General features: G+C 36.1%; 31 protein-coding genes. 26 read left to right on the plus strand and 5 right to left on the minus strand.

The window, feature by feature from the left end; genetic code table 11:
- Window positions 1-39: 39 nt before the first annotated feature.
- Entirely contained in the window at window positions 40-453 is a 414-nt protein-coding gene (locus tag QZN33_RS08970) for a ferritin family protein (protein WP_292743010.1), read from the minus strand.
- A gap of 10 nt (window positions 454-463) precedes the next feature.
- The gene (locus QZN33_RS08975) at window positions 464-1,690 is read right to left on the minus strand and encodes an FprA family A-type flavoprotein (RefSeq protein WP_296791280.1); all 1,227 of its coding nucleotides are present in this window, start codon (window positions 1,688-1,690) and stop codon (window positions 464-466) included.
- 290 nt (window positions 1,691-1,980) lie between these two features.
- Between QZN33_RS08975 and QZN33_RS08980 the strand changes: the two genes are divergently transcribed.
- The 3 genes from QZN33_RS08980 to QZN33_RS08990 all read left to right on the plus strand — a co-directional run bounded on the left by QZN33_RS08980 (window position 1,981) and on the right by QZN33_RS08990 (window position 5,541).
- Window positions 1,981-3,015 (plus strand): site-specific integrase, encoded by a 1,035-nt coding sequence (locus QZN33_RS08980; protein ID WP_394347056.1) that lies wholly within the window; start codon window positions 1,981-1,983, stop codon window positions 3,013-3,015.
- Between the two features lie 225 nt (window positions 3,016-3,240).
- On the plus strand, window positions 3,241-4,497 hold the full coding sequence (locus tag QZN33_RS08985; RefSeq protein ID WP_296791285.1) for a hypothetical protein: 1,257 nt from the start codon (window positions 3,241-3,243) through the stop codon (window positions 4,495-4,497).
- Between the two features lie 63 nt (window positions 4,498-4,560).
- Complete coding sequence (locus QZN33_RS08990) at window positions 4,561-5,541, plus strand: hypothetical protein (RefSeq protein WP_296791288.1); 981 nt, start codon at window positions 4,561-4,563, stop codon at window positions 5,539-5,541.
- Window positions 5,542-5,963: 422 nt separating this feature from the next.
- Here QZN33_RS08990 and QZN33_RS08995 read toward each other — a convergent pair whose 3' ends face one another.
- Both QZN33_RS08995 and QZN33_RS09000 read right to left on the minus strand, forming a co-directional pair.
- Window positions 5,964-6,443 carry a DUF4411 family protein gene (locus tag QZN33_RS08995; protein WP_296791291.1) on the minus strand — a complete coding sequence of 160 codons (480 nt, stop codon included), beginning with the start codon at window positions 6,441-6,443 and terminating at the stop codon, window positions 5,964-5,966.
- Window positions 6,444-6,450: 7 nt separating this feature from the next.
- Entirely contained in the window at window positions 6,451-7,608 is a 1,158-nt protein-coding gene (locus tag QZN33_RS09000) for an ImmA/IrrE family metallo-endopeptidase (RefSeq protein ID WP_296791294.1), read from the minus strand.
- Between the two features lie 304 nt (window positions 7,609-7,912).
- On the opposite strand from QZN33_RS09000, the gene QZN33_RS09005 reads away from it, so the two are divergent.
- From QZN33_RS09005 to QZN33_RS09090, 18 genes are all read left to right on the plus strand, one after another.
- Complete coding sequence (locus tag QZN33_RS09005; RefSeq protein ID WP_296791296.1) at window positions 7,913-9,103, plus strand: hypothetical protein; 1,191 nt, start codon at window positions 7,913-7,915, stop codon at window positions 9,101-9,103.
- Complete coding sequence (locus QZN33_RS09010; protein WP_296791299.1) at window positions 9,104-9,880, plus strand: hypothetical protein; 777 nt, start codon at window positions 9,104-9,106, stop codon at window positions 9,878-9,880. It abuts the gene before it with no gap.
- 67 nt (window positions 9,881-9,947) lie between these two features.
- Window positions 9,948-10,139: a hypothetical protein gene (locus QZN33_RS09015; RefSeq protein ID WP_296791304.1), complete on the plus strand. Its 192-nt coding sequence runs from the start codon at window positions 9,948-9,950 to the stop codon at window positions 10,137-10,139.
- Window positions 10,140-10,417: 278 nt separating this feature from the next.
- Complete coding sequence (locus tag QZN33_RS09020) at window positions 10,418-10,675, plus strand: hypothetical protein (RefSeq protein ID WP_296791307.1); 258 nt, start codon at window positions 10,418-10,420, stop codon at window positions 10,673-10,675.
- A complete protein-coding gene (locus QZN33_RS09025; RefSeq protein ID WP_296791311.1) occupies window positions 10,672-11,265 on the plus strand; it encodes a hypothetical protein in 594 nt (197 codons plus the stop codon). Before QZN33_RS09020 ends, QZN33_RS09025 begins: the two co-directional genes overlap by 4 nt.
- On the plus strand, window positions 11,262-11,894 hold the full coding sequence (locus QZN33_RS09030; RefSeq protein WP_296791314.1) for a hypothetical protein: 633 nt from the start codon (window positions 11,262-11,264) through the stop codon (window positions 11,892-11,894). The genes QZN33_RS09025 and QZN33_RS09030 overlap by 4 nt, the downstream gene beginning before the upstream one ends.
- 27 nt (window positions 11,895-11,921) lie before the next feature.
- Window positions 11,922-12,794 carry a hypothetical protein gene (locus tag QZN33_RS09035; RefSeq protein WP_296791317.1) on the plus strand — a complete coding sequence of 291 codons (873 nt, stop codon included), beginning with the start codon at window positions 11,922-11,924 and terminating at the stop codon, window positions 12,792-12,794.
- An 81-nt stretch (window positions 12,795-12,875) separates the two neighbouring features.
- Window positions 12,876-13,217, plus strand: a complete 342-nt coding sequence (locus QZN33_RS09040; protein WP_296791320.1) for a hypothetical protein — start codon at window positions 12,876-12,878, stop codon at window positions 13,215-13,217.
- A gap of 5 nt (window positions 13,218-13,222) precedes the next feature.
- A complete protein-coding gene (locus QZN33_RS09045) occupies window positions 13,223-14,083 on the plus strand; it encodes a hypothetical protein (protein ID WP_296791323.1) in 861 nt (286 codons plus the stop codon).
- 12 nt (window positions 14,084-14,095) lie between these two features.
- Window positions 14,096-15,178 (plus strand): hypothetical protein, encoded by a 1,083-nt coding sequence (locus QZN33_RS09050; RefSeq protein ID WP_296791326.1) that lies wholly within the window; start codon window positions 14,096-14,098, stop codon window positions 15,176-15,178.
- Window position 15,179: 1 nt separating this feature from the next.
- Window positions 15,180-16,361: a hypothetical protein gene (locus tag QZN33_RS09055; protein ID WP_296791327.1), complete on the plus strand. Its 1,182-nt coding sequence runs from the start codon at window positions 15,180-15,182 to the stop codon at window positions 16,359-16,361.
- A 35-nt stretch (window positions 16,362-16,396) separates the two neighbouring features.
- Complete coding sequence (locus tag QZN33_RS09060) at window positions 16,397-16,654, plus strand: hypothetical protein (protein ID WP_296791330.1); 258 nt, start codon at window positions 16,397-16,399, stop codon at window positions 16,652-16,654.
- 12 nt (window positions 16,655-16,666) lie between these two features.
- On the plus strand, window positions 16,667-16,933 hold the full coding sequence (locus QZN33_RS09065; protein WP_296791333.1) for a transcriptional regulator: 267 nt from the start codon (window positions 16,667-16,669) through the stop codon (window positions 16,931-16,933).
- 37 nt (window positions 16,934-16,970) lie between these two features.
- Window positions 16,971-17,393, plus strand: coding sequence for a very short patch repair endonuclease (locus QZN33_RS09070; RefSeq protein WP_296791336.1), 423 nt, complete (start codon window positions 16,971-16,973; stop codon window positions 17,391-17,393).
- A 328-nt stretch (window positions 17,394-17,721) separates the two neighbouring features.
- The gene (locus tag QZN33_RS09075; protein WP_296791339.1) at window positions 17,722-19,329 is read left to right on the plus strand and encodes a DUF262 domain-containing protein; all 1,608 of its coding nucleotides are present in this window, start codon (window positions 17,722-17,724) and stop codon (window positions 19,327-19,329) included.
- 217 nt (window positions 19,330-19,546) lie between these two features.
- Window positions 19,547-19,720: a CopG family transcriptional regulator gene (locus tag QZN33_RS09080; protein ID WP_296791342.1), complete on the plus strand. Its 174-nt coding sequence runs from the start codon at window positions 19,547-19,549 to the stop codon at window positions 19,718-19,720.
- 3 nt (window positions 19,721-19,723) lie between these two features.
- Complete coding sequence (locus QZN33_RS09085; protein ID WP_296791344.1) at window positions 19,724-21,016, plus strand: DNA cytosine methyltransferase; 1,293 nt, start codon at window positions 19,724-19,726, stop codon at window positions 21,014-21,016.
- 79 nt (window positions 21,017-21,095) lie between these two features.
- The gene (locus QZN33_RS09090; RefSeq protein ID WP_296791346.1) at window positions 21,096-22,172 is read left to right on the plus strand and encodes a hypothetical protein; all 1,077 of its coding nucleotides are present in this window, start codon (window positions 21,096-21,098) and stop codon (window positions 22,170-22,172) included.
- A gap of 11 nt (window positions 22,173-22,183) precedes the next feature.
- On the opposite strand, the gene QZN33_RS09095 is transcribed toward QZN33_RS09090, so the two are convergent.
- The gene (locus QZN33_RS09095; RefSeq protein ID WP_296791348.1) at window positions 22,184-22,942 is read right to left on the minus strand and encodes a hypothetical protein; all 759 of its coding nucleotides are present in this window, start codon (window positions 22,940-22,942) and stop codon (window positions 22,184-22,186) included.
- Window positions 22,943-23,104: 162 nt separating this feature from the next.
- On the opposite strand from QZN33_RS09095, the gene QZN33_RS09100 reads away from it, so the two are divergent.
- From QZN33_RS09100 to QZN33_RS09120, 5 genes are all read left to right on the plus strand, one after another.
- Entirely contained in the window at window positions 23,105-23,506 is a 402-nt protein-coding gene (locus QZN33_RS09100) for a hypothetical protein (RefSeq protein ID WP_296791352.1), read from the plus strand.
- Between the two features lie 282 nt (window positions 23,507-23,788).
- Entirely contained in the window at window positions 23,789-24,268 is a 480-nt protein-coding gene (locus tag QZN33_RS09105; protein ID WP_296791357.1) for a hypothetical protein, read from the plus strand.
- A gap of 19 nt (window positions 24,269-24,287) precedes the next feature.
- Window positions 24,288-25,226: a hypothetical protein gene (locus QZN33_RS09110; RefSeq protein WP_296791360.1), complete on the plus strand. Its 939-nt coding sequence runs from the start codon at window positions 24,288-24,290 to the stop codon at window positions 25,224-25,226.
- A gap of 277 nt (window positions 25,227-25,503) precedes the next feature.
- Entirely contained in the window at window positions 25,504-26,169 is a 666-nt protein-coding gene (locus tag QZN33_RS09115) for a hypothetical protein (RefSeq protein ID WP_296791364.1), read from the plus strand.
- Window positions 26,170-26,259: 90 nt separating this feature from the next.
- Window positions 26,260-26,658 carry a hypothetical protein gene (locus QZN33_RS09120; RefSeq protein ID WP_296791366.1) on the plus strand — a complete coding sequence of 133 codons (399 nt, stop codon included), beginning with the start codon at window positions 26,260-26,262 and terminating at the stop codon, window positions 26,656-26,658.
- Window positions 26,659-26,687: the final 29 nt, after the last annotated feature.

Below are 26,687 nucleotides of genomic sequence, written 5' to 3' on the forward strand. Positions count from 1 at the left end.
AAATTAAAAAAAAGAAGAAAGAATAATATATTCTTTCATTTAGAAATATCTTTCTAGGATTCCTTCTAAGATTTTGTAGTGACGACCTTCGTCTTTGGAACTTTCACGGAAAAAGTCAGCTGCAGTTTCGATTCCAGCTTCCTGAGCTTTTTCAGAAGCTTCTCTTTTTTCAGCGTTAGCCATTTTTTCTCCACCCATCATCCATTCGATGTTTTCTTTGAGGGTTGGTTTGATGATTCCGTTCATTTCACAGAATCTTGCAGCGTGTTCAGCTTCTTCCCAAGCTAATCTTTTGAATACTTCAGCTAATTCCCCATAGCCTTCACGGGAAGCCTGTCTGGACATAGCTAAGTAGATACCTACTTCGTTGGTTTCTCCTTCAAAGTTTCCTGCAACAAATTTTTCTACAGGGGTTCCTTTGGTAATTCCGATTTCATGTTCGTATTTAACCATAATATCACCTTTATAATTCTTTACATGCCTGAGCTAATTTTTTACCTAACTCGTAGCTTGCTTCATCTTCATCAGCGGTTGGTACAAAGTAGATTTCCTGAGTGTCAACAATGTCGAATCCGCAGTTACCTAATTCTTCAGCGAGTTTTGCAGGAGCTCCTCCTCTTCCACCCATGGAACCGAAGGTAACAGCTTTTCTTTCAATACCTGTTCTGTTGAAGAGTAATCCTTTAAGGTAGTACATGATGTCTCCGATACTTGGGTATGGTACATCGTTGATTGTTGGGTCTCCAACAGCAATTCCTTTACTGGTTAGGATACTTTTGACGATTTCGGATCTTTCGTCTTCGTGTAAGAAGAAGATTTCTACGTCGTAGCCTTCAGACATTGCACCTTCAGCAATTTCGTGAGCCATTTGCTGGGTAGAGTAGTGCATGGTGTCGTAGATGATTGTAATTTTGTCTTCACATACACCGGTAGCCCAGTTTTGGTAAGCTCCGATAATTTGCATTGGGTCGGTCCAGATTTGACCGTGGGATGGTGCAATCATTTTGATTTGATCAAGTAAACCTAATTCGACTACTTCATTTAGTTTTTTGAGAACTAATTTTGAAAGTGGGGTAATTAAGTTTGCGTAGAATTTCTGAGCTGCATCCATTAAAATGTTTTCAGGGATTTCATCTGAGAATCTTTTGGTGAAACATAAGTGCTGACCGAATGCGTCGTTAGGGAATAAGATACCGGTTTCATCAGCAAGTAAGGTAAACATGCTGTCAGGCCAGTGTAATAAGAATGCATCTAAGAATGCTAAGGTTCTTCCGCCAACATCTAATGAATCTCCGGTTCCTACAGTGATGAATTCTGCTCCTTCAAGTGCAGGGTAGTGTTTTAATAAACCTTTCACTGCGATTTCGGTACAGTAAATTGGTGCTTCTGGGAATCTTTTGTGTAAGTCCACTAAAACACCGGAGTGATCTTTTTCAACGTGGTTTTGAATAATGTAGTCAACTTTAACTTCTTTTCCTTCTTGAGCGAAAGCATCGTCGATACGTGCCATCATTTCTTTGGTTTTACCAGGATAAGCGTTATCAATAAGTGCTACTTTGTCTTCTCCAAATACTAAATATGCGTTGTAGGTTGTTCCGTCTAAGGTGTAACCGTGGTATGTTCTTAAATCCCAATCGAGTACACCGATCCAGTATACTCCATCAGCTATTTTTTGTGCATTAGCTTTCATTTTAATCTACCATTTAAAAGTTTTTATTCATTTGATTAAATCATATGAATTGTTAATATTTTCGTATTTATTATTATATATAATTTTGTTTTATACGAACAGTTTATATTGTTCGCATGCTTATTACTTCTCAACTGCTCTCTCTCAAGATATTATACATATGAAAAATAGAAGTGATTAGTATGATGAATGACGAGCTATTAAAAAATATGTCAATAACCTGTAACCATTCAAAGGGGACAGCGTTGAATTATGTACATGCTTTGAGAAAGTACTGTGACTATTTTGATATGGAACTTAAAGACTTTCTTGCTGAAGCAGAAGAAGATGAGAATAATGGAGTAAAATGGAAACATAGTCGCTTAAAATCAAGACTTGTTGAGTTTAGGCATCATTTAATGCAAGGTTATGCTTTTAGCAGTGTTAAAAAAGAAATGAATTGCATTAAATTCTTTTACAAATTCTATGACATTGAAATATTGGATTTACCTAAAGTGAATGAAAAAGCTATTAAAAAATCAGCTCCTATATACTTTAAAGATTTGCCAGATAAGGCAGTAATAAGAGAAGCTTTTAAAATTGCTTCTCCTATGATGAAAGCTGTTATACTATTTGGTTGTTCTAGTGGTTGTGCTAGAGCCGAAACATTGAGTTTGACAGTTGGTGATTACATTGATGCTTTGTCTGATTATTTACCAAGTCGAAATATGGATATCTTTAAAGTAATTGACTATCTCAATGATGTTGATGATGTTGTTCCAACCTTCAGTGTTTTGAGGAAAAAAACAAACAAATATTATCTCACATACTGTAGTCCTGAAGCTGTAAAAGCTATCAATGCATATCTATTGTTACGTGATAAACCTTTAACTAACGAATGTCCCTTATTTGATATTAGTCGTACACACCTGGTGCGATTATTTGAAGACATTAATGATACTTTAGGTCTAGGAAGGGTAGGTCCATATAGAAGATTCAGAACACATATGCTCCGTAAATTCCATGCAAGCGCATTATATAATGATGGTATGAGCATAGACAAAGTCAATGATTTACAGGGCAAAGCCAAAAACAAAACCGATGCCGCATATTTCTTGACAAATCCTGAAGATTTAAAATTTGAATATATTGAGCATCTACCGGCAGTAACAATCAACACTGATGTTGAAAAGTTATCTATCAAATCTCCGCAGTTCATTCAAATGGAAAAAGAAAACGAATCATTAAGATCCGATGTCGGAAACATGAGAAAAGAACTTGATGAGATGAAAGCATTGAAAAAAGAATTTTATGATATTCTTGATAAGGTTGGAGAAGGTTCATAACCTTATGAAAATTAATAATGGTAACATTCGGCATTTTTTAATATGTGTTGGATGCTATCAATATTAATTTTTTATCTATTTTTTTCTATATTTATCCCATTAATTTATTACTTATTTTATATAAAAAATATAATAAATAATATAATAAAAAATATGAAATGATTATTATGGGAATTGCTGATTATATTAAAACTAGATTATTAAACTAGATTATTGAATAACCGTGTGGAACAGTATAATACTAAGCGTAGCTATTGGGGAGAAAATGAAAGGCAACCAAGAACTGATGGAATCAATACTGGCCTTGACTTGCCAGATGCGCTGCCACCAGTGATTAATAAAACTATAGCTAATGCCCGTTATGCCGTTAAACTTGACGGCTACACTTCAGGTATTTTGAAAAACAGAATCGATAAGGCCAATGTCAATATTGTGCTTGTGGACAAGGATAACAAACTCTCACAGGAACAGAAATTGACTTTGATATTATGGGCTCGCAGAATTGACATCCGCCAGGTGGCTAAAGAGATCCTGCAGGGCGGAATGGTTGACGGTGAGGGGGTAATCAAACCGGTTCAGCGTTGGGATAAAAAAATCGGCAAATACATTAAACCGGTATTTCTTGAAATAGGTGCACACGGCTATGGCCTCAAAAAGGAATTCAACGATGACAATGAGGTGCAGCTATACCTTCATGAGATGCCTAAGGATGTTGTTAATGGATTTCCAGAAGATTTTAATAATTTCATAAGTGTGGAAGAGGGAACATTAACGGTTAAGTATGAAGCAGGCGAAGTCATTAACTTCATGTACAATGAGATTTACGGCGAAGCTCAAAGTATTATCCTGAATTGCCTTGATGACATTTACCACAAGTGCAATCTGGAACGCAATCAGGTTGAGAGAATCAACAAGGACAATATCATTGAAGTCAAGCCATCACTTGATGCAAACGGTAGGCCATATATCATGGAACTCTCATCAACTGCAAAAGAAAATTTATACGCTGATTACGGGACTACAGCTGACAGTAATGTAGCTATTGTGCCTCCAGGTATTGAGAGTAAAATTCTTGGTGGTAACAACTACCAGTCCGACTATACAAGACAGACTGAAATCTTCAGAAATAACATTTTAAGAACTTTTGTAACTCCTCAGTCACAGGCAGGTAATGAACGTTCCAATCAGAATGTTGCAGAATACATTAACGACTCAGCAATCACAGGGTTCATCGTTAATGTGGCCAATGACCAGAAATGGGTGCTGAAGTACTGCAATATGTTGTTGAACATGCAGCTGGAACTTATGGGAATTGACGAAACATTGAATGTCTATTTCAGCTATTCAAGGGATGACGTTTTAAGATACATTATGGAACTTACAGCTGAAGGTGATGAAATCTACAAGAATTATTTAACCAACTTTGAAGAGGAACAACCGGTCGGTGAAAGGATTGTCAGTGACAGCGGTGTTGAAATATAATAAAAGTTTATATAAAATAAGTAATAAATTATATAATAAATCTTATAATAAAATGTGATAATCATGAAACATGAACTTTTTGAAGTAGGACTATACGACTATTCTGATTTGGATGATCGCCTTACAAAACCTGTCAAATGGACAGAAGACGATCTAAAGCAGATTGCAGAAAACTACAGAGGCGGAATTCCTTTAACCTCAGAACATGACAAGGTTTACATAGGCATTGGAAATAACATTGTTTTTGAGGAGGATAAGGGAAAGCTGTTCATTGAAGTTCCTGACGAACTGGACATGAAAGGAAAAGGCCTGTCACCTAAAGTGGATGTTTTACTTAAAGATAACGGAGATACATTTGGAATTGATACTATGAGCTTAATAGATGTTGGCGTAACCAAAAGCCCAAGAAAAATAACTTTGCTGAACTCAGAAATAACCGGCGAGACTGGAGAAACCGGAGAGACCGGTGCAACCGGAAATCCCGAACCTGCACCACAGCCGCCTACTAGTGAAAATCAGGATGTTAATGTGGCAACCAATCTGCTCCTGGAAAAACTTCAGGGCAAGGATGCTGAAATCGGAAAACTGCAGGATGAGATTAATAGCTTAAAAGAGGAATCTGAAAAATACAATGAGATTAAAAAAGCTATTGAAGAGAACAAGGAATTCATTGAAAACAAGGAAGATATCCTAAAGGAATTATCTGAACTCAGAAAACATGAAAACGAAAGGAAAATTAAAGAGTACGAAGCCAAATACAACTTCAACTATAATGAAAACCAGCAGGACAAGGAGATAATCGATAAATTATTGTCCGGGGATGTTGATATGGAACTTATGGAGAAACTGGCCGAGAGAAGAATTAAAATCGAAGCCAGTAATGACGGTTCAACACCTGGAGGAAGAAATCCCCAAAACTCCGGTGATGTAATTGAAACCGGATCAACCGGCAGCACCGGAGATGATGATAAACCTTCATTTACAACTCGTGAAGAATACAATAAAATCCTAAAGGACATGGGTTTCAACAGAACAAGAATCTAGCTATGATGGTGTTTTTTGCTTTTTCCACCGGAGCTAGTATTTATTCATTGAATTGCTCGTTGTTTAGTTCAGGGGGAGTGTTGATGTGTTCGCTTCCCCTCATTTTCATAAACTTAACCCAACGGAACCGACCGGCAAGGGTCGGTTCCTCACTATAACCTATGCTCGCCAATTCTATACACCAGGCCTCCACACACGCCTCGTTTCACTCGGCGTGGTTCCGGCCTGGCGAATTGGCTCGCTTATAACATGAGTATAATGAAGTTAACATTATCAAGAAATCAATTTTCAGCAATTAAATAAAAAGTATTTTTATTACTTTAAATTAGTGAAAGATTGTTGATATCTTTCACAAATTAATTTGTTCATTAAGTAATGCTATAATTTTTAAATAACTTTTTAGTTGGTAAAATTAAAGACGATTACCATTCCCAACCTTGAAGAATCATAAATTCATCAAAATTAAAACATTCTACATCCATTTGTTCACATACAAAAGGAATTTTACGTTTTGGATGTTTGTCAGCTGTTTCGTTTGTGACAACTGTACTCCCATCAACAATTCCTACTGCAATCAGATACGGATCTGCCCAATATTTTTTATTTTCTCCGTGTTTTTGAAAAATATCAAATGATTCTAAATCTTCCATTGCAGACCAATATTCCAATGAATTATCTTTTTCAGATAAATCAACAAAAAAACCAAGATTATTATGTATTTCGTCCCATTTTTCTTTGACAGAATCATCAATACTTGATATTTCAAGCTGCACTTCTGGAACAGAATAAATGATGTTTTTATCAACCATGTTGTATAAATTATTCCATAATGACTTAAATACTGCGGGATTGAACTTTTTTAAATTGATAATAACATCAGTATCAAAAACATAAGTTTCCATTTAATAATCACCCAAATAATTGTTCAGATAACTCATTCACATGTTTTAATCTAAGACCTATCCCTTGTGAGAACTCCACACCTGACAAAATACCTGCTTCATAAGCAGATAGTAATAATGAAGAATATAATTTTCCATTATATTTAACTTGATTACGAACAGGGCTCCCCCCTCCACCTGATTTTTTGTCTTTTTCCTTTTTGAAGTCCTCATCCCATTCTCTTTTAAAAATATCATAGGATTCTTGATGAGCTTTATTTAAATTGATTAATCTAAGTAATATTGAATGTTTACTAACACCATATTCATTAGATAAATCCCATAACTCTTTATTTGTCCATTCTTTTGAAATATTATTTTTAACAATTGATTTATTTAATAAATCCTCTTTTGGAATTAAAAATTGTGCTGCTACGGAATTACATAACCATTCTTTAGAATTATTTTTATCAACATCACAAATTGCACTTTCACCTAATAATAAATGAGTTAATTCATGGAATAATGAGAATATTCTTGCATTTGGAGAATCAGCACTATTTAATAAAATAATAGGATATTCATCGTAATAAATACATAATGCTCTCATTTCATCTAAAGAAACTCTTGGCACTTCAAATATTAGAATTCCTAATTCTTCACTAAGTTTATCTTTCCATTGATTGAGGAAATTATAATGTTTAGTATTTTTTCTATTATTAACATATAACCATGATTTTTGCTCTTCTAAGTCTACATTTAATATATTTCTAATGTGATTTGCCAATGTATAAACATTATTAGAATTTAATTTAAATTTTGAGAATGAAGTTTTAGGATAATGCATATCATCCAATAATTCAATATACATATCTCTTTTAGCAATTGCATCATGTATACCTAAGGTTAAATTAGGTGACCTAATTTGACATTCTAAATTATCTAACTTCCGATATTCAATAAAATCTAATGTTAAATGTTCAGGTAAATTTTTTCTAAAAAAGAATGCAGAAGGTCGTCTAAAATATTTACTAATGTCACATAATTGTTTCCAAGTAGGCATAGTCTTACCAGATTCCCATTCTTCAAATTTTGGTTTAATCTTATTAGGTAAATTGGAATAATCATAACCAGCTTCTTCTCTAGCCCACTTTAAAGCTTCAGGATTAATCTTTACTCTACCCATAAACCATGCCTCCTTTTAATTCTATAATTTAATTTATCTTTAATTAATATAAAGTAATTTTCTATTTAATTTTTTCAACTACTTTTTTTGTTCGTTAAGTTTGAATAAATCATTCTTAACCATCAACTTTGTTAAATTCTGTCTTTGGCATTTTATATATTTTTTAAAGATGATGATATTCTATTTTTTTCATTTTTATTTTATCTTTTGGCCATATTTAAACGTTGTACTGATATAGTCCTGATTAATAATATTACTATTTTTATTATATTATTTATATAAAAAGGATAATAAAATATTAATCATGACATTGCAAGAAGAATTACAAATCAATATTGTAATTAATAATTACACTCTAAGAAGTGGTAGCTATTCATCCAACTATGATTATATATTGTTGGATTCACTATCCAATAGTTTTTATTCAAGTTTATTCAGAAATGACTTGAAAAATCTAAAGATTAAAACCTGGAACAACAGTGAATGTAAAGTTTTGTACCTTCCAAGCTATGGATCCCAACCTGCAGCAATACTTGTCAGAATTCCTGTCAGCAAAATCTCACAGACAACAAAACTATTATTGGAAGTTCATAACAGATCAACAACATTTTCAAGCACTTTAACAACAGGCGGCGAAGTGCTGATGTTTGATGCAAACCATGATACATACCAAGACTTTTTCATGAGTTACTCAGGCTTAAGCATCAGCAATGACTCAACGGATGGCGGGAAATTCCTGAGGGCAAGATACGTTCCAAGCATCGACGGAAGTTCACCGACAAGTCTATTTACCAAAGTCGCTTCTGGCGTGAGTTTATCAAATAACCGTGTCACTGTTGCAAGATTCAAAAGAATCAACGGCTGTGTCAACACCAATGATAATGCAACATATCATGGAACAACAACCGGAACAAACATGATGCAGATGGATGGAAATCTCACCATTTATCAGGAGGATTTAAAAGTCACATCCTTGAATTGGGATGGTCAGAAATCTTACCTGATGTTTAAGGGCTCTGAAACATTGGTGCAGGTCAATTCAAATGATGCCTATGCTTCAGGAAGTGATGATGAGGGCAATTATAAACAATATCATTTCCATGGAAGGGTATCAAACGGCTTCAGCAGTGACTCAGATTATCTGGAAGGCTTTGACAGGAACAACCCGACCAAAATCTATGACAACAATTACCATGAAGTGGAGATTGCTCCGGCATGGTTTTTAACAGATGAATTCGAAGAATACAATTACGTTGATTTAAAGTGGCTATTAATCTTTCCATCACCGATACTGGCAGCTAATGCAATTCCACAGATAACAGTAACGGAAAAGAAATCTAAAACTGGAATTCGGTTATACAAGGGAAGCCATGAATATCCAAAGGCATATAAAGGCTCAACGTTACTGTGGGATGCCAATGACGAGACAATGGATGATACCGGACTTCACATTCCGGATAAAATAATTAATCACAATTGGGACTGGGTGTTTTAAATGATTACAGATTATGATTTTGATTCAACAATCGGACACGGCCGTGGATATCCCACAGGATTGGAACATTCAGATAAAATGGATGTAATTGCTTGTCTTCTGGATGAGGGCAAAAGGACATATGTCAATGAGGAACATACTGCATGGATTTCCTCAAATCGCTGCGGAGTAGGCGAAATGGTAACGCTGGACGAGTCATCAACAATGGAACATACTGTTGTCAGAAAAGCCAAGGAGGGCGAACTTGCTTTCGGATATCTTTTAGGCAAGGTGCAGATTCGTTCTTCAGGCCATACTCTTGTTACTGTGGCCGTGCTTGGTGATGTCTTCAGACTGAAACTCAAACGGCCCGCACCTGCAGACATATTGCCGAATACAAGAATCTACATTGACAGTGATGGTGAATGTAATCCAGTTCATGGCCATGATTTAAGATTACTTTCAATTGTCAATTTAACTGAAAACGAAGACGTAGAATACATCAGGGTTTATCGCCAGATGTCTGAAATTGAAATGTATCCGGAATCCCAGAACTGCATTGATCTTGCAGACTGTAGCTTCGAACAGGATGAGATAACACACGTCGTCAATATGATTGTGCCTACAGAATCAAACATCATGGCTCAGGCCAATTACGTCAAGGATGCAGACGGCGTCACATACTGCGAGCTTCCGGATGTAGCTATTATCAATAACGTCCGATTCGTGTGGGAAGACAACAAGCTATACATGGAATGGGACGGTTGCGATGATGATGAAAAAGTATATTTTATATAAAATAAATAATAAAATATATAATAAATTATATAATAAAAAATATAATAAATAATAGTGAGGCAAAACCATGACCATAAGGAAGCTTGTAGGAACACTTGAAAACAAAGGACCATACATCGATCAGTCAACAGGGCACTGGTTCTACTGGAACGGAACCAAATACGTCGATTCAGGCTATCCTTATGCTGTCAAACCTGTAATTCAATTCAAAATTGAAGATGGTATTCTTTACTATTCAATTACTTGGGAGGCACAATAAGAATGATTTATGAATTTCTAGAGAAAAACAGAAAGGACATTGACATATTGACTTCATTTCTGGTCACAGCTATTCCAATCGTCATGTTATACTCAGAGGCACTAGGCATTACAGAAAATACAATTCCCTACTGTATCCTTATGATAGTGTTAGGTATAGCCAGTCATTATGCAAGCAGGATAAGGGGCGAAGGAGATGTTGAAGACGCAAAACAGAAAGCTAAAAGAGTTTTGGGTTTCCCTGAAGAAAGATAAAATTCTTTGGAGGATATTGTTATCATGAACGAATTAAAAAAGAAGATTGTTATCTGCAACTTTACCAAAACAATTTCAAGTGCCGTTTTAACAGCTGTAGCTATCAACATCATCATGACCAATGCAACAAAGTATGCTTTAATCGAAGGTCTGATACCATTTGCTTTAGCTATTGTTATTGTGGCCATGATTGATTTGTATGAGTATAGATGTCAAAAAGAGGATATGATTAATTTGGATGATTTGGAAAGCAGAGTCGAAAAACTGGAGAGTGAAAAATGAAGATACTGATTGCAGTTCCAACCTTTGAAAACATCAAACCGGAATGCTTCAAAAGCATTTACGGTTTAAAAAGACCGGAAGGATATGATCTCTATTTTGATTATGTTGCAGGCTATGACTGTGCCAAGGCCAGAAATCAGATAGCTAAAAATGCAATGGCTGGAAACTATGATTACGTACTTATGGTTGACTCAGACATTCAGCTTCCAAAAGATACATTAATCAGGTTACTGGAATGCAAATCAGATATTGCTCTTGGATGGTATTATCGAAAGAGGACAAAAACCAATCAGACAGTAATCTTCACTTTCGGAAAGGACTTCAACGATGAAAACTGCATCAAAGGCCGTACAATGATTCATGAGATTCCAAGGCCGATTGAAGTCAAAGGTGGAGGACTGGGAATTGCATTGATTAAAGTCAATATCTTTGAAAAGCTTCAATATCCATATTTTAAGTTTGTAACTTATCCTGATGATTCAGTACTCTCTGAAGATTTATATTTCTGCAATTTAGCTAGTGGAAACGGGTGTGATATTAAATGTAACCCAAGTGTAAAAGGAAATCATATATTTGAAGTGATAATGTGACAGATACAATTGTTTTATTGGAAGAGAGAAAAGAGATTACCACTTTCATACTGGATGACGGTACAAAAACATTAGTCGATAATGTAGTGACCCCGACAGGCAGTAATCTCGGCTATGAGTATTCCAATAAGTGTATGGTTGATGATATTCTTTGTATTTCAGACAAATCTGCAATAGGCCGTGAAAGTCTAAAGAAATACACAGGCGACGATACAGAAGTTCCTGTCGGCGTTCTTGTCAATGAACCTGTCGTAATGACTGGGGGAGATAGGAAAGGAAGCGTACTTCTATTGGGCGGACTTTATCGCTTGAAACTGGCTTCAGGAATCGTTAATGTTAAAGCAGGAGACAGAATCAAACTGTCACCGACTGGAGCCATTGTTGACAATGCGGGAGAATTTCTGGCATTTCATCCTGTAGCAGATTCAGATGAATACAACTATGTGAACTGCTTCCAGGTAGGTTTTGGAGGCAAAGGAGAGAAAGGAGACACCGGAGATACGGGTGCTGCTACTGTTATCCTCGGGTCTTATGATACTTTCGAAGAACTTATAGCAGCCCATCCAACTGCAAATGAGGGTGATGCCTTCCTCGTGGATGGAGAACTATTCGTTTGGCATAATGATTAAAAATAAATTAAAAGAGGTGTATTATACATGGCATGGACAAATGTTGGTACAATAAAAGGACCAAAAGGAGATACTGGTGATAAAGGTGACACCGGAGACACAGGTAAAGCGTTTGAATACTCAGACTTCACACCAGAACAGTTAGCTGGCCTGACCGGTGAAAAAGGAGATACCGGTGATAAAGGTGATACTGGAGATGTAGGTGCAACTGGTGCTACCGGCGCTACAGGTGAAAAAGGTGATACCGGAGCAACCGGTGCCACTGGTGATAAAGGTGATACTGGAGATACTGGAGCTACCGGAGACACTGGGGCAACAGGTGCAACAGGTGCGAAAGGAGATCCATTCTCAATCTATAAGACATATGGATCCGTTGAAGCCATGGAGGCCGATGCAGCCAATGTTCCTGAAGGAATGTTTGTAGCTATCCAGTCAACAGTGGAAGATCCTGACAATGCAAAATTATACCTTAAAGGGGCAAGTGAATTCACTTTCGTCACTGACATGTCCGGTGCAACAGGTCTTAAAGGGGACACCGGTGCCAAAGGTGATACCGGAGCAACAGGCGCTACCGGTGCCACTGGTGATAAAGGTGAAACAGGAGACCAAGGTCCACAAGGTGTAACAGGTGATAAGGGAGATACCGGAGCTACCGGTGAAACCGGAGCGAAAGGCGATACTGGAAGAACCGGAGACAAAGGGGACACAGGTGATACTGGAGCTACTGGCGCAACTGGAGCGACAGGTGAGAAAGGTGATACTGGTGATATGGGTCCGCAGGGATACAGCACCATCATCAAAGGAAGTTATCCTAGCTATGCTGACCTAATTGCAGCACATCCGACCGGAACAACAGGAGATGCATACCTTGTAAATGGTGAACTTTACGTTTATCAATAAACTAAATCCATTAAATCCCTAAATTAAGGAAGTGCCGTGCGTACTTCCTTTTTTTTTAAAAATTCATAAAGGTGATAAATAATGTCATGGGTAAATGTAGGAAACATAAAAGGAGATACAGGAGAGACAGGTGATGACGGATTCTCACCATACATCACTGTAGACAGAGCTCACGGATTTATCGTCTTTGGCGATGAGGATTCAGAGCAGACCGTATACTTCTCAGACCTGAAAGGACCTAAAGGCGATACCGGAGCAACCGGCCCTGCAGGTCCAGTTAATGTGACTTCAACTTTGGATACAGCTGACAATACCAATGTGGTTGTCAACAGTGCAATAGCTACAGCCATTCAAAACGTCAACAATCAGATAGGGACAATAACAGCTGCACAATCAGCCAACTTAACATTACTTGGGAGCTGATTGACATGGCCTTCACTCCTCCAGACCTTTCAGAAATCTTGACCAACGAACAGGAATTAAACAGCAGATTAATCTCATTAAGGACAATACTGCGAAACCAATGGACAGCAATAGGAGACAGCTATTCTACCAATGATTCAATAAATAAATTAGTCACTGACATGTCAAATCCCCTTCCTTTTGTTGTGAAAAGAAATTCTGAGTATAAGGAGGGCCAGCTCGGAACCAGAGTTGCAGTTACAGGATGTGACGTATATTCCTGGAACCAATACAATCCGGCAACATATAATGATAATGACTACTGGTATCTGCAATCCTTATCAAAGGCCAAAACCAGCAATACTGCCGTAGCATGGGGCCAATTCAATACCGGTTCTGTTTTACCAACAGATAAGTTTGATTTAGTCATGTATGGTAGAGATATGGAAAACTTCAACAACGGAGCTTTTTCAGGTGTAGGATTTACATACACTGTTCCAGCAGCAGAAACTGCATTTTCAGGATTGTTCATAGGAATCACATTGGATTCAGGAACCTATCATCCGGCATATGCAATATTCAACAACAGCACCACTCCAACATCAATTGTTAAAATGGATTATGGAACATATCCGTCAGCATCAACTGAATTCAGATTGCTGCTTCAAAACGATCCGGATGGTGATTGGCTGAAGCTCTCATGGTATAAGGGAGATGGGGGTGAATTTCTATGGAATGACTTCATAGACTATTCTGATTTGCCTTCCGGTTTTAGTCAGGTGGAAAATCTTGTATTCGGTAATGTATGTTATGGAACTGGGCTTGGAAGGATGTCTTATGTTCCAAGGTTATGTTTTGCATCCCCATGCAGGTTCAATATTTTATAGGAGGTAATGTTAATGTCAATTGCAGGAAATGTGGTGGATACAAATAACAAATTAGCTATTGTAAGGAATAACTTGAAAGCATTATTGGAAGAACACGGAATCGTATATTACAGCACTGATGACATATTCACATTGGCAAGAAGAGCGTGGTTTCTGGTATATCCTACAAACGGTGCACAGGGCGGAAGCTATTCCACAGATGCGGTTGTGGGACAGCCAATCAATTTCAATGTGACTATGAGAGGAGATGATGACAACGATTTGCCGGACGGTTCCGTTGCGGATTTTTTCGTAAGTGTCAACGGAGGTGGTGAGATTCATCTTATAGGCAAATCTCTAAACGGGGAGGCAAGCTGCCCGTTTGTTCCTCAAAATTCCGGAGATGTCCTGCATGTTAGAAGTATGGTCAATGACTGGGCAGGTGTTAATACGGACATTGATGTTTATGCATTCAGATATGAGGACGGATGGGAAGTGAACACTGATGATTACACATTAGTCAAATATCCGACTTCAGCTACCGTTAATGTCATTGAGGTTGATGAATTCAACAGTGATTATGACTATGCAAACGGCATTGAGGTTTCAAAGACATACGGAGCACCGCAGGCAGCATACATTATTCCAACAATATTGCTTGATGGAGTTGACTTGTCTGATACCGGAATTCATTTTTCGGCAGTTGTAAGTCCTATGTATTCATCTTCAAGCGGATGGGCTTGCGGAATATGTCTCTTGAATTCCAAAACCTTAACTCATTGCCGTGACAATAAGATTCTGGAATTGGGTGCATATCCAGGCAAAAAAGGATTGAAATATTCAGGAACAGACCATACAATAACGGAAATAAATACAACATCCGGACAGCTGACAATAAACGGAGCTTTCAGATTCGACTTGTGGTACGATGGTAGCTATGTTAAAGCTGTAATTGAGCATTACTGGAACGGTACTGTTTATTACAGTTATGAAAGTTCATCTTTACCTTCAGCAATAGCTGATATGGATACTGTCTTTCCTGCATTCATGATTTATGACTACGGCGGAAAAATAAGATTCAGGGACACATTAATTGAACCATGGAGCAGTGATTAAGATGGCAGATTCAACAGAATGGATAGAAATCGGAAGGGTGCAGGGTGATACCGGACCGAAAGGAGATACCGGAGATATCGGCATCGGAACAGTAATCAAAGGACATTACGAAACATATTCGGAATTTATAGCGATTCATCCTTCAGGCCAGTTGGGCGATGCATACATTGTTGCCGGAAGCTATTACTACTGGAACGGAACAGGATGGGAAAATGCAGGCTCAATTAAAGGAGATACCGGAGCGGCAGGACCAAAAGGTGATACAGGTGATAAGGGAGATACTGGTGCGAAAGGCGATACAGGCAGCACAGGTCAGACTGGAGCAACTGGGCAAAAAGGAGACACTGGAGTTAAGGGAGATACTGGAGACACAGGACCTGCTGGAGATACTGGACCGGCCGGGCCGACTGGCGACACCGGAGCTACTGGCGTGGGTCTTACTATTAAAGGTTCGTATGATTCTTACGAGGAACTGATTCATGATCATCCGACCGGCGAGGCTGGTGACGGCTATCTAGTAAACGGATCTCTTTATGTCTGGAACACTAATGCTTGGGAAAACGTAGGAAACATCAAAGGAGAAAAGGGAGACACGGGTGTTAAAGGTGATACTGGAGCTACCGGTTTTTCACCAACCGTTAATGTTAATCATGAAACTGGCGAAATAGTAATCAGCACTGAAGACGGTTCAGCAACTATTTCATTCGCTGAATTAAAAGGGGATACCGGCAATGTGGGTGCAACAGGAGCAACTGGAGAAAAAGGTGACACTGGTGAAACGGGTGCCAAAGGAGACACTGGAGATAGAGGTCCTAAAGGTGATACTGGCGTTGGCAGTGATGAGGAAGCAGGCTGGAAATTACCAGTCGATGAAATAAGAACAACCAACACATTACCAACAGGTATTAGTGCAGGTTATCGCGTAGCTATTGTCACAAGCTCTGTCATGGCCATCAAAAAATATAATGGCTCTTCATGGGAAACTGAATCACTTGATCCCTACAGTGTAATTCCATTGAAACATTCAGGAAGTATACAAATGTATTTGGCAAGATCTTCAGGGCCAGTATACATGGGTGTGGATTATGGAGTCTTTGGAAAATTCCGATTCATGACTCAAGCAGCATATGATGCGTTAAGTAGCTATGATAATGATACAATTTATTTTGTAAGAAGTTCATAAATTACTAACAAGTGAATGTATAAGGAATTGAAATTATGGATGAAAACATAGTGGATGATATTATAAATTTCTTTGAGAGATTTGGTGCGTCTAATGAATTGAGTAAAAGGAATTTTGATACTGGAGATTTCTTTTCAGAAGAGTATTGTAATTTTATTTTAGATCTTGGAAAAAAATATGGATTATATGATGAAGTTGAAGAAGCAAAAGATGTCAATTATATTCTAAATTTAGAAGATGATTTATCGGACTTTTTTAGAAAAAAACTTATCACAGCATTCAATGTTGAATAAATATGGGATAGTATGGAATTTTCAGATGAAATGTTAAAAGAAATGAGTTATGTAAAGATTTCTAAGTACAGAACTAAAGTAATGAAATCTTTAGTGGGTGAAGTTAAAATACCGACTGTCATTGCTAAAGATTCAGAAATTAGACCAAATCATATTTCAAAAGTTCTAGCGGAATTAAAAGCACATGAACTTGTTGAATGCATCAATCCGGAAGTTAGAAAAGGTAGATTGTATAGGTTGACTGATAAAGGCGACGAGTTAGTTAAAAACATTGATTAATTTCTTTTTTAATACCTCATTTATAGAAGGGATGTATATGGTAGACAAATTTAGCAAGGAGACTCGTAGTTATGTCATGTCACGGATTAAGGGCAAAGACACCAAACCTGAAATTCTTGTTCGTAGCTATCTGTTTTCGAAAGGTCTGAGATTCCGAAAAAATGACAAAAGATATCCTGGCAGTCCTGATGTTGTACTTCCAAAATACAGGACAATTGTATTTGTTCATGGATGTTTCTGGCATCTCCATGATGGATGCAAATATGCAAAAATGCCAAAATCCAATGTTGATTACTGGGAGAAGAAACTTTACAGAAACAGGGAACGTGATGAACACAATCAGAAAGAACTTGAAGAAATGGGTTGGAATGTCATCACTGTGTGGGAGTGCGAATTGAAAAAAGACAAACGTGATCAGACGCTTGAGGAATTATATGTCCAAATAACCTCTAAAAACTGAGATACTGAATTTCACTATCTTTAGTAATGTAGACATTTACATTTGAAATGATATCTTCTTTTCAAGCATATTTTAAATCTTTAACATTTATTAAATTCGGTGGAGACCATATAAACATGACAAATTTATCACATAATTTAAACGAGTTGTTACCATAATTCCAAAATTATTTATACCATAACTTATATTATTTTAAATAAGAAAGTTTTTTTATTTTCAATAATATTTTAAAGGATACTTTCATCTGGTTTTCATATTCTTTATAATATTCTGAAACTTTCAAGGCAAAACCATATGTCAAGTTTAAAGAAACTTAGGAGACATTAAAATGAATGCGAAAAGTACAAAAATTAATGAATTCTTCCAAGGAAGAAAACAACATATAATACCTATACATCAAAGAAAGTATAGTTGGACTAAGAACGAAGAATGTAAACAGCTTTTTGACGATATATTGACCAGTGGCCAAACACCATTAGAATACAACGAAAAAATGGGCGAATATGAAGAAATCCCACATTATCTTGGAGCTATTGTATACAAAGATATAAGTAAAAGTGGTGAATCTTTAATTAAAAGAGTTGTCGAAGATGGACAGCAAAGAATTACTACATTAACCTTATTAGTATTGGCTATGGTAGAAAATATTAAAAAGCATCCTAAAGCTTGTGCAATTAAAGATATTAATAATGTTGATCAATTACTTGAAGACTATGTTATTAATCCTTACTCAAAAGGAGAGGAATATTATAAATTAATTCTTAATGAGAGTGATAAAAACGATCTTAAAGAATTAATTGATATGATTGTTTCTGGCGAAAGTATTGATTCAAAAAAGATTAAAATGCATAATACAAGCAATATTTTTGCTAATTTTAATTTCTTTAGATCTAAAATTAATAAAAATAATATTAATGATTTATATCAGGGGTTACTTAGATTACAAATAATTGAAATTTATCTAGAAAGATATGATATTGACCAAGTAATTTATGAAACTTTAAATTCAACTGGAAAATCTTTAAGTATTGTGGATCGTGTTAGAAATTATTTGTTAATGGGGTTACCTCCTGAAGAGCAAACTGAATTATATGAACATTATTGGAGGAGTATGGAAATATTATTTGAAGAGTATAATCCAATATACTTTGATAGGTTCATAAGATATTATTGCATCATGAAACTTAAAAGGGGCGTAAAAACTGTTAATGTTTATAGGGATTTCAAAAAACTCACAAATAACTATAAAGATGCCACTTTGATTGTTAAGGAATTATATAAATATGCTAAATATTTTATTAATATTCATTTTGATGAAGAAGATGAAGAAGATTTAAAATATTTATTTAAAGATTTTAGTGAATCCAATCCGATGGAATTTTCACCATTCCTTTTGAAAATATATGCTGCATATGAAGATGGAAAAATTTCAAAAGAAGAATTTGTTAATGTTATTAAATTATTAGATTCTTACCTTATGAGAAGGGGCCTTTGTGGTTTAAGTGGAAATACAGGTTCTGATGGTACCGTTGTTAGGATAATGAGGGTTGTAGACATAGATGATCTTGTGAATTCTTTTTCCGAGTTCCTTTTAAGTATTAAAGGAAATTTAAGATTCCTATCAGATGAAACAGTCAGGGAAACACTTATGAATAAGGATTTCTGTTTATTTAAAAGAAATAGATTCGTATTAAATAAATTGGCTAATGATGGTAAAAATACTCATGTTGATTTTTCTGATTTGAAAATTGTTAGGCTTAAAGTTGATTCTGATATCGATGAGATGTATCTAACTAAAATTGGTAATTTAACTCTTGAAGAAATAGATTTGTGCATGGATGTTGATGCGGAATCTGATGAAGAGTTTATTGATAAAAGAAGCGAGTTGCTTATCGATAAAATTATTGATATATGGAGTTTTCCAACTTTATCTTAAATAAATTTATTATTGGTTAATATTTGATTATTTAATCATAATATTATCTTCTTTTTTTTGTTTGATACAATGACTTTTCTTTTGTCCACATATAGTATGTCTATTGGCAGGTAATGATTATTGGGGTTTGAATAATTATTTAACTTTATTTTTAACAAAACATTTATATACTTCAAAAACATAATATACTCTAATTAAACTCAAAAGTGGTGCAAATATGAGTAAAAGAATACAAGTTAATTTCACTGATGAACAGTATGACCTTCTTCAAAAGCTCAAGGGAGAGCTTGGAAGTAGCGATTCAGATGTTGTAAAAAATATAACTATATCTTGGCTTACAGAAAAGTCATTCATATCAACAACATTAAAAGAAAAATTATTTGGAGAATAAACCATGAAAAAGAAAATGATTAGTTTATTTACAGGTGCTGGGGGTCTTGATTGGGGATTTCACAACAGCAATAATTATGAACTTGTAATAGCTAATGAAATCTTAAAACCTCACCTGAAAACATATGCAGACAATCATAAGATAAAATTGATTGACATTAAAGAGTATAACAATGATGATGACGTAGCTGTTTGTGGAGATATACATGAATTAAGCGTTCCATTAAAAACAGACATCATCATGGGAGGTCCGCCATGCCAGGACTTTTCTGTTTTAAGGGGCAGTGACAACAGGGCAGGTTTCACTGTTAGACGTGGAAAATTATATGAGCAATATCTAAGAATTATAGAATCAACCAATCCAGATGTGTTTGTTTTTGAGAACGTCGTTGGAATGGTTTCAGCCAATAAAGGTGCAGCTTATGAAGCCATCCAAGATGACTTTAAAGATGCAGGATATGATTTAGTTTTTAATGATATTTTAAACATGTCAAATATAGGAGTTCCACAAGCTAGAAAAAGATTAATCATAATAGGCATTAATAAAAAGCTTAAAATCGATGAAAATAAAGCTAAAGATATAATTAATAAATATCTCTGCAATCCTATTCTTGAAAAATATCCATTAGTCCCATTAGAAGTATTCGAGGGTAAAATATTAACTGACCTTCAGGATTCTTATGTTAGTATAATGAAGAAGTATTCTGATTGCATGAATGGCATCGATAATGAATATTCAGAAAAATGGAAAAGCGAATATGAATCTTTAACTTTTGATATAAAAGAGGATTATTTGACTAATAACAATGTTCAAGATTATGATGATGCAGAATTTGATCATGCCATGAAAGAACATGAAAATATACTTAAGATATTGGGCTATTATGGCAGAAAAGTTGATGAACAAACATTTATTGATGATACCAACAATAGGGGACGTAAAAATAGGAAAGTTACAGAAAGGATGCACCACATCCCTCCGTATTATAATTTTAAGGCTGTTGACAATACTGAATGGAAAGTCAAAGGTTTAATGAGCAATATTTATAAAAGAATTCATCCATTAAAACCTTCCCCAACGGTGATTGCCTATGGTGGGGGAGGAACTGGAGGTTATCATTATGAATATGATAGGCAGGGGTTAACTAATCGTGAAAGAGCCAGATTGCAGACATTCCCTGATAATTATATATTTAATGGTAAAACTACGGAGATTAGGGCTCAAATTGGAGAAGCAGTTCCTCCATTGGCCAGTTATTGGATTGAAAAAGTTGTTCATGATATTTTGAATTTATAGCATACCATACAAATTTGAAGAAGTCTTAGTCGAAATAATTATATTAATCTTTTAATTATATCTATAATTAGTGTTTATTATGGGTGGAAATATTAAAAAGATTAAAGTCGACTTAACTGATGACTTTCTTAAAAAGGCAATATATTGGATTATTTGTAAGTATGATATGGATGAATTTAAAAGAGAACAGTCTTCCTCAAAAAGAGCTTTATTGGGCGGTTTCATTGACCGTTGGATGAATAAAGCTCCAGAATTTTTAATTTTCGATGAACTGCTGAAAGATAAAAATTATTCAGCAGTCAATGATACTTTTTTTTACACTAAGGGGGAATCAAAAAACGCTCCGGACATTTTGGGATTGATAGATAGTAATGGAAAACAATATCCATTTGCACGGTTCAAAGACAACAAATGGGAAGTTGTTGAGGGAACACCATTCATTGAAATGAAAACATTTCGTAGCGACCAAAGTTTAGTCACTATCCCATATACTCAATTCGATGATGATCATTATTATGCAATTGTCGAATCTCATCTTGAAGAAGATTATTTGCTTTCACTTTTTGATGATGAATTATTTGAGAATGACGAATATTACAATTCCATAACCAGTTTGAAAGAAGATGAATTTATTATTTCAAATGACGAAGGCATTATTAAAAAGCCAGATAAATTAACTAAAAATGATGTGTTGGGTTATTATAATCTGTTTGGAATCTATAGAGGTATTGATTTGAGGAAATATTCTCAGATTGTTGAACAGGGTGACAATCCAATGTATTTTTCTGAAGAAACAGAACCTCCATCCAGATTTAATAGTAAAAAGATAGTCAATCCTCCAATCAGATTAACAACGGGAATTTATTATTTTAATGATGATGAAAATAATATTCCAGTCGATATTAAAGTATTTGAAGGTGGGGAATTATTAATCAAACATAAAATTAAAAGTGCATTGGATGTTGAAGTAAATGGACATGTTGAGGTTGACGGCATTAAGTTAAGTCAAGGCATGAGGCGTTTAGCATTTAAAAATTTCGAAAAAAATGGTAGCATCAAAGAAATCGCAATGACAAAAACAATCTTGGAATGTTACAATGAAGAGATTTCAGCTATTGATGAATTAATACTTGAATTTGAAAGCATTGTAGAATAGATATTATTAATTTAAATTTCTTCATTAATTTTTTCTAAATCGAGAATGTCATGCATATCTGCTATATGACAATAGTAATTCTGTGCATCCATTCTTGTTTTTCCATTAAGCAGATCTCCCCTATTGATGATGAATTTATTATTGATCAGATATTTTAAATCATCATGGGTCAAGTATCCTGGAATGTCAAATGCCCAGCTATTGCTTTTAAATTTATCCCATAATTTTGCTTTATCACAGATCTGTGAATAATATAGTCTGTTTCTTTTCATAGTTTGTTCGATTTCATCTTCTAAACGAACCATTATTGTAATGTCATAATGTTCGTTATTATTGGGAATGTATTTTGCATCTAAAGTCCAATCTTTAGTTTCTAGTAATAATAATTGTCCAAAGTACTTTGTGGATTTAATGGAAGTTATTAAATCATCAATTTTAAAATCGTACTTGTCCCATTTTCCTAATTCGTAAACTTCCAAATCAGGTTCGTTGATGTCATGAGTTTCATTTAATGTTTGATAAACAGCAAATTCACATAATTTTCCTTGAAATGTATTTGCAAATATTTCACCATTTTTTCTTCTGTGTCTACCTCCGCTTCTGTAGGCTCTGTGCTGTCCTTTACTGCCGAAAGTCATAGAATAAGCAAATTCAAATGATTTCTTAACATATTCATCTTTAATTTGTCCCATTTCATCAAAATACTTCTTTACAGAAATATATTTAATTTTTGGATTGTCTTTATCAACTTCCAATCTATTGAACTTCATTGCATATAATTTTATATTTTATAATTAAAATAGCTACTTTATTTCATGTACATTGCAATATTGATTTAATCGTGTAAAATTACAAGTTGAAAGCAATAATGCATTGGACTTATATCAAAAAGCTTTTATAGGTCTTTATTCAATTAATAATTAGTGATTATTATGAATAAAGAAAAAATAAGAACATATGATGAACTTGAAGATGATGAAAAAGAAGTTCTTGATAGTTTCAGGAAAATGAAGCTAATGTATGATCATGCCAGATTCAAATTGCATAGACTTCATGTTGAAGATCTAATTAATGATTATGGGCAGCTAAAGAAATTACGTGAAGAAATTCAAGTCAAATACTTTTCAATTTATGAAGAGTTGCTGGCTGAAGATTTAATCGAAGGTGAACTTGATGCAAGTGTTTGGGGAATTACTCGTGAGCATGAAAATGAGGTCTGGGATTCCGAAATCAGACTGATGAGCGACATCAAAACCGATTTTGACATTGCCATTGCCATGATTGAAAGTGGCGAAGCCGAGCAGGCAATCATTGACGATGAAAACAATTTATAGTATAATCAACATATATTGTAGTGGAGACGGAATCATTATTGGCTGTTTTTTATAGAAATGGGCCGATTTAATTTCAAAATTAAACCTCAACAATATTAGTTTGTTTTCCGAGCTCATTTCTGTTCTATCTCCATGTATTCTCTTTTTTCAAAATCCTAACCATCAATGTCACTCCTCACTTAACTTTAAAAAAAGTAGCTATAATATATAAATCTTTATATATTATAAGTAATAAATTATATAATAAAATATATAATAAATTAAGTGGAGGACATTAACAAAATGCCAGATTCAATTGTTTTATTAGAAGAGCGTAAAGAAGTAACAACTTTCCTTCTGGATGAGGGCACAATCACCGCAACCACCGTGACAACTCCGACCGGAGAGACTCCGGGATACGAGTATTCAGGAAACAAAATCAGGGTCGATGACGCCGTGACACTGTCAGCAAACTCAGACATCGGAAAGCCTACAGTCAAGAAATACACTGCAGCCGAGGGCGAAATCATACTGGGCGTTGCAGTAAACGACCCTGTCACCATGACCGGAGGAAGAAGAAAAACCTCAATACTTGTATTGGGCCATCTCTTTAGATTAAAACTTGCATCAGGACTTTCAAACATTAAGGTCAACGACAGGATAGCACTGTCAAGCACAGGAGCCATCAAATCCGACAACGGCGAGTTCATCGCAATGCATCCGGTGGAAAGCTCAGACGACTACAACTACATCGAAGTGTTCAGACCCTATGACATAACATAGAAGCGGAGGAAATTAGATAATGATTACAAAGGGAAACGATACCAAAGTACAGAATGAGGTAATAGCTCAGACCATTACCGACGAGTCAGCCAAAAGGCTGAGGCTGGCAAGACTCTTTCCAAAGCAGGAAATAAAGGAGAACTCAGACTACTATACCTACTTCAGGCAGAACATCAACCTTGACGAAGCCATTAAACGTGGTCTTTTAGGCGAGGCAAAGGATTTAGCCCCTGGGGCATCCTTACAGGAATTAAACATTAGAAAGCCGGTAACCGATACAATCTCAATAGACACTGTCGGTGGTGTCCTGAACGTGAACAAGGATGTCTTTGACAGCGACAGGATCTCCTTTGAGGACTTGCTGGCGGATGTTGCAACACTCATCGCCAACAAGATCGAATACAACATCTACGACACCATCGTAAGCTCACCGAAGGTTCCCAAATACAATACCACACAGACCGAGGACACCATGGAGGCATTCGGTCAGTTCGTCATTAAAGCGCAGGAAGCATTTAAAGGAAAATCCGGTGCAGGCGCCGATTTGACAATAATGGTCGAGTCATACAGGACATTGAGCTACATCAAGCAATTGGCCTATATCTCAAACAAGTCAGTCCAGCCGATAGAGGAGATTCAGGCATACTACGGTGTTGACAACATTGACTTTTTAGGGACAACCCATGCGGACGGTGGATCAATGCTCGGCGAGAAGGACTACATCGCATTCGACATAAGAAATGCCCCATTGACCGTTTTGTATTCCAAGTCTTCAGGAACAACCGTTGCGCCAATCACATCCGATCCGGAGATTGCCGACTTTTATCCGATCATTGAAATCATGAGAAAGGACATCTACGATGAGCTGCCCCAGTACACAAAGCTTTTCATACAAAGCAAAGTGGGCGTACTGTTGAACAAGCCGCATCTTGCACTGACAGGAACATGCAGGCCATAAACGGAGGAGTGATAAAATGTTAACCAAAGGAAATGACGCTAAAGTACAGGATGAGGTGATGGCCCAGATTGTAGCCGACACTTCAGCCAAATGGATGAAATTCACAAGACTTATCCCAAAGCAGGAAATCGAGGAAAACTCCCAATACTACACTTACATGTCCCAGAGAGTCAACATCGATGAGATAATTGACAAGGGACAATTGGGCGAGGCAAAAGACATCGCTCCCGGTGCTACCTTACAGGAGCTGAACGTGAGAAAGCCTGTAAGCGACACCGTGTCCATCGACACCATCGGGGGAGTGCTGAATGTATCTGCGCAGATGCTGGATTCTAATTTGATAAGTGTCCATGACATGCTTCAGGATGTCGGGATACTTATTGGTCGCAGCATCGAGCAGGCAGCCATAAACATGATTTTAAACAATGACAAGGTGCCGACCTATAACTATACTGCCGGTGACGACTCAGGAGTCACAATCCTCAAGGCCCAGGAGAAGTTCAAGGAGTCAGCGGGAAGTTATTGTAATCTAAACAGCATGGCAGTCAACTACAAGTCCCTGACCACCCTGAAATCAGACATGTTCGCAAACAACAAAAAGGTCGAGCCTATCGAGGTCATAAGGTCATATTACGGTGTGGACAATATCGATTTGTTGGGAACTGCTGTCTGTGACGGAGGATCTGAAATCGATGACAAGACCTATATCGGAATGGACTACCAGAATCCCGGAATGAAATTATTATACTCAAGGATTTCCGGAACAACCGTTGCGCCACTCGGACCTGACGGTGACGTGTATGATTTCTATCCGCTGATTGAATTCATGCGTAAAGATATTCGAGATGAACTGCCGATGTATACAAAGCTATTCATACTCACCTCAGTAGGTGTGCTGATGAATGCGCCTAACAGAATCATCAAAGGCAAGTTCAGGGCATAATCTCTTAGAGTTAGTGAAGTCTTCTCTTCACTAACACATTAACTCATAAATATGCAGAATGGCTATATTATATAAATAGGAGCTATAAAAATGAAACTGATTCTGGACAGTGAAAATTCACATCCGACAACAATAACGGTCAAGGGAAAGGAAATAACATTGCTTTTGATAGAATCCAGCATTCTAATCGATTCAACACAAATTGCAAAGATATTTGATAAAAAGGAAAAGACAGTAGCTACCAAAGTCCAGAAATCCGGGCTTGAGAAATACGAAACCGAAAACGTTAAGCTGCTTAAAAATTACGGACTGATGCATCCCGATGCCGTTAAGCCAAGGCCGTTTTATGACTTAAGACAGATTTTGGAAGGGCCTGCATATTATTATTTTGAACAAACGGATGAAACAGATCTGATTGATGTCATTGTACGTGTGGCTATAGGTAAGCACCGTGAATGGATTCATAACAGGGACATTGATGAATATTAACCTTAACATTGTATATTTTTTAAGAAAAA

This window comes from uncultured Methanobrevibacter sp. (genome assembly GCF_900314615.1).
In the GTDB taxonomy this organism is placed as follows: Archaea; Methanobacteriota; Methanobacteria; order Methanobacteriales; family Methanobacteriaceae; genus Methanocatella.

Coding starts and splice junctions, on each gene's coding strand:
- QZN33_RS09060 (WP_296791330.1), top strand. CDS start 16,397: ATGGATGAAAACATAGTGGATGATATTATAAATTTCTTTGAGAGATTT.
- QZN33_RS08975 (WP_296791280.1), bottom strand. CDS start 1,690: ATGAAAGCTAATGCACAAAAAATAGCTGATGGAGTATACTGGATCGGT.
- QZN33_RS09090 (WP_296791346.1), top strand. CDS start 21,096: ATGGGTGGAAATATTAAAAAGATTAAAGTCGACTTAACTGATGACTTT.
- QZN33_RS09045 (WP_296791323.1), top strand. CDS start 13,223: ATGGCCTTCACTCCTCCAGACCTTTCAGAAATCTTGACCAACGAACAG.
- QZN33_RS09020 (WP_296791307.1), top strand. CDS start 10,418: ATGAACGAATTAAAAAAGAAGATTGTTATCTGCAACTTTACCAAAACA.
- QZN33_RS08990 (WP_296791288.1), top strand. CDS start 4,561: ATGAAACATGAACTTTTTGAAGTAGGACTATACGACTATTCTGATTTG.
- QZN33_RS09095 (WP_296791348.1), bottom strand. CDS start 22,942: ATGAAGTTCAATAGATTGGAAGTTGATAAAGACAATCCAAAAATTAAA.
- QZN33_RS09120 (WP_296791366.1), top strand. CDS start 26,260: ATGAAACTGATTCTGGACAGTGAAAATTCACATCCGACAACAATAACG.
- QZN33_RS09015 (WP_296791304.1), top strand. CDS start 9,948: ATGACCATAAGGAAGCTTGTAGGAACACTTGAAAACAAAGGACCATAC.
- QZN33_RS09070 (WP_296791336.1), top strand. CDS start 16,971: ATGGTAGACAAATTTAGCAAGGAGACTCGTAGTTATGTCATGTCACGG.
- QZN33_RS09035 (WP_296791317.1), top strand. CDS start 11,922: ATGGCATGGACAAATGTTGGTACAATAAAAGGACCAAAAGGAGATACT.
- QZN33_RS09105 (WP_296791357.1), top strand. CDS start 23,789: ATGCCAGATTCAATTGTTTTATTAGAAGAGCGTAAAGAAGTAACAACT.
- QZN33_RS09085 (WP_296791344.1), top strand. CDS start 19,724: ATGAAAAAGAAAATGATTAGTTTATTTACAGGTGCTGGGGGTCTTGAT.
- QZN33_RS09050 (WP_296791326.1), top strand. CDS start 14,096: ATGTCAATTGCAGGAAATGTGGTGGATACAAATAACAAATTAGCTATT.
- QZN33_RS08970 (WP_292743010.1), bottom strand. CDS start 453: ATGGTTAAATACGAACATGAAATCGGAATTACCAAAGGAACCCCTGTA.
- QZN33_RS09100 (WP_296791352.1), top strand. CDS start 23,105: ATGAATAAAGAAAAAATAAGAACATATGATGAACTTGAAGATGATGAA.
- QZN33_RS09040 (WP_296791320.1), top strand. CDS start 12,876: ATGTCATGGGTAAATGTAGGAAACATAAAAGGAGATACAGGAGAGACA.
- QZN33_RS08980 (WP_394347056.1), top strand. CDS start 1,981: ATGGAACTTAAAGACTTTCTTGCTGAAGCAGAAGAAGATGAGAATAAT.
- QZN33_RS09110 (WP_296791360.1), top strand. CDS start 24,288: ATGATTACAAAGGGAAACGATACCAAAGTACAGAATGAGGTAATAGCT.
- QZN33_RS09065 (WP_296791333.1), top strand. CDS start 16,667: ATGGAATTTTCAGATGAAATGTTAAAAGAAATGAGTTATGTAAAGATT.
- QZN33_RS09005 (WP_296791296.1), top strand. CDS start 7,913: ATGACATTGCAAGAAGAATTACAAATCAATATTGTAATTAATAATTAC.
- QZN33_RS09055 (WP_296791327.1), top strand. CDS start 15,180: ATGGCAGATTCAACAGAATGGATAGAAATCGGAAGGGTGCAGGGTGAT.
- QZN33_RS09010 (WP_296791299.1), top strand. CDS start 9,104: ATGATTACAGATTATGATTTTGATTCAACAATCGGACACGGCCGTGGA.
- QZN33_RS09000 (WP_296791294.1), bottom strand. CDS start 7,608: ATGGGTAGAGTAAAGATTAATCCTGAAGCTTTAAAGTGGGCTAGAGAA.
- QZN33_RS09075 (WP_296791339.1), top strand. CDS start 17,722: ATGAATGCGAAAAGTACAAAAATTAATGAATTCTTCCAAGGAAGAAAA.
- QZN33_RS09025 (WP_296791311.1), top strand. CDS start 10,672: ATGAAGATACTGATTGCAGTTCCAACCTTTGAAAACATCAAACCGGAA.
- QZN33_RS08995 (WP_296791291.1), bottom strand. CDS start 6,443: ATGGAAACTTATGTTTTTGATACTGATGTTATTATCAATTTAAAAAAG.
- QZN33_RS09080 (WP_296791342.1), top strand. CDS start 19,547: ATGAGTAAAAGAATACAAGTTAATTTCACTGATGAACAGTATGACCTT.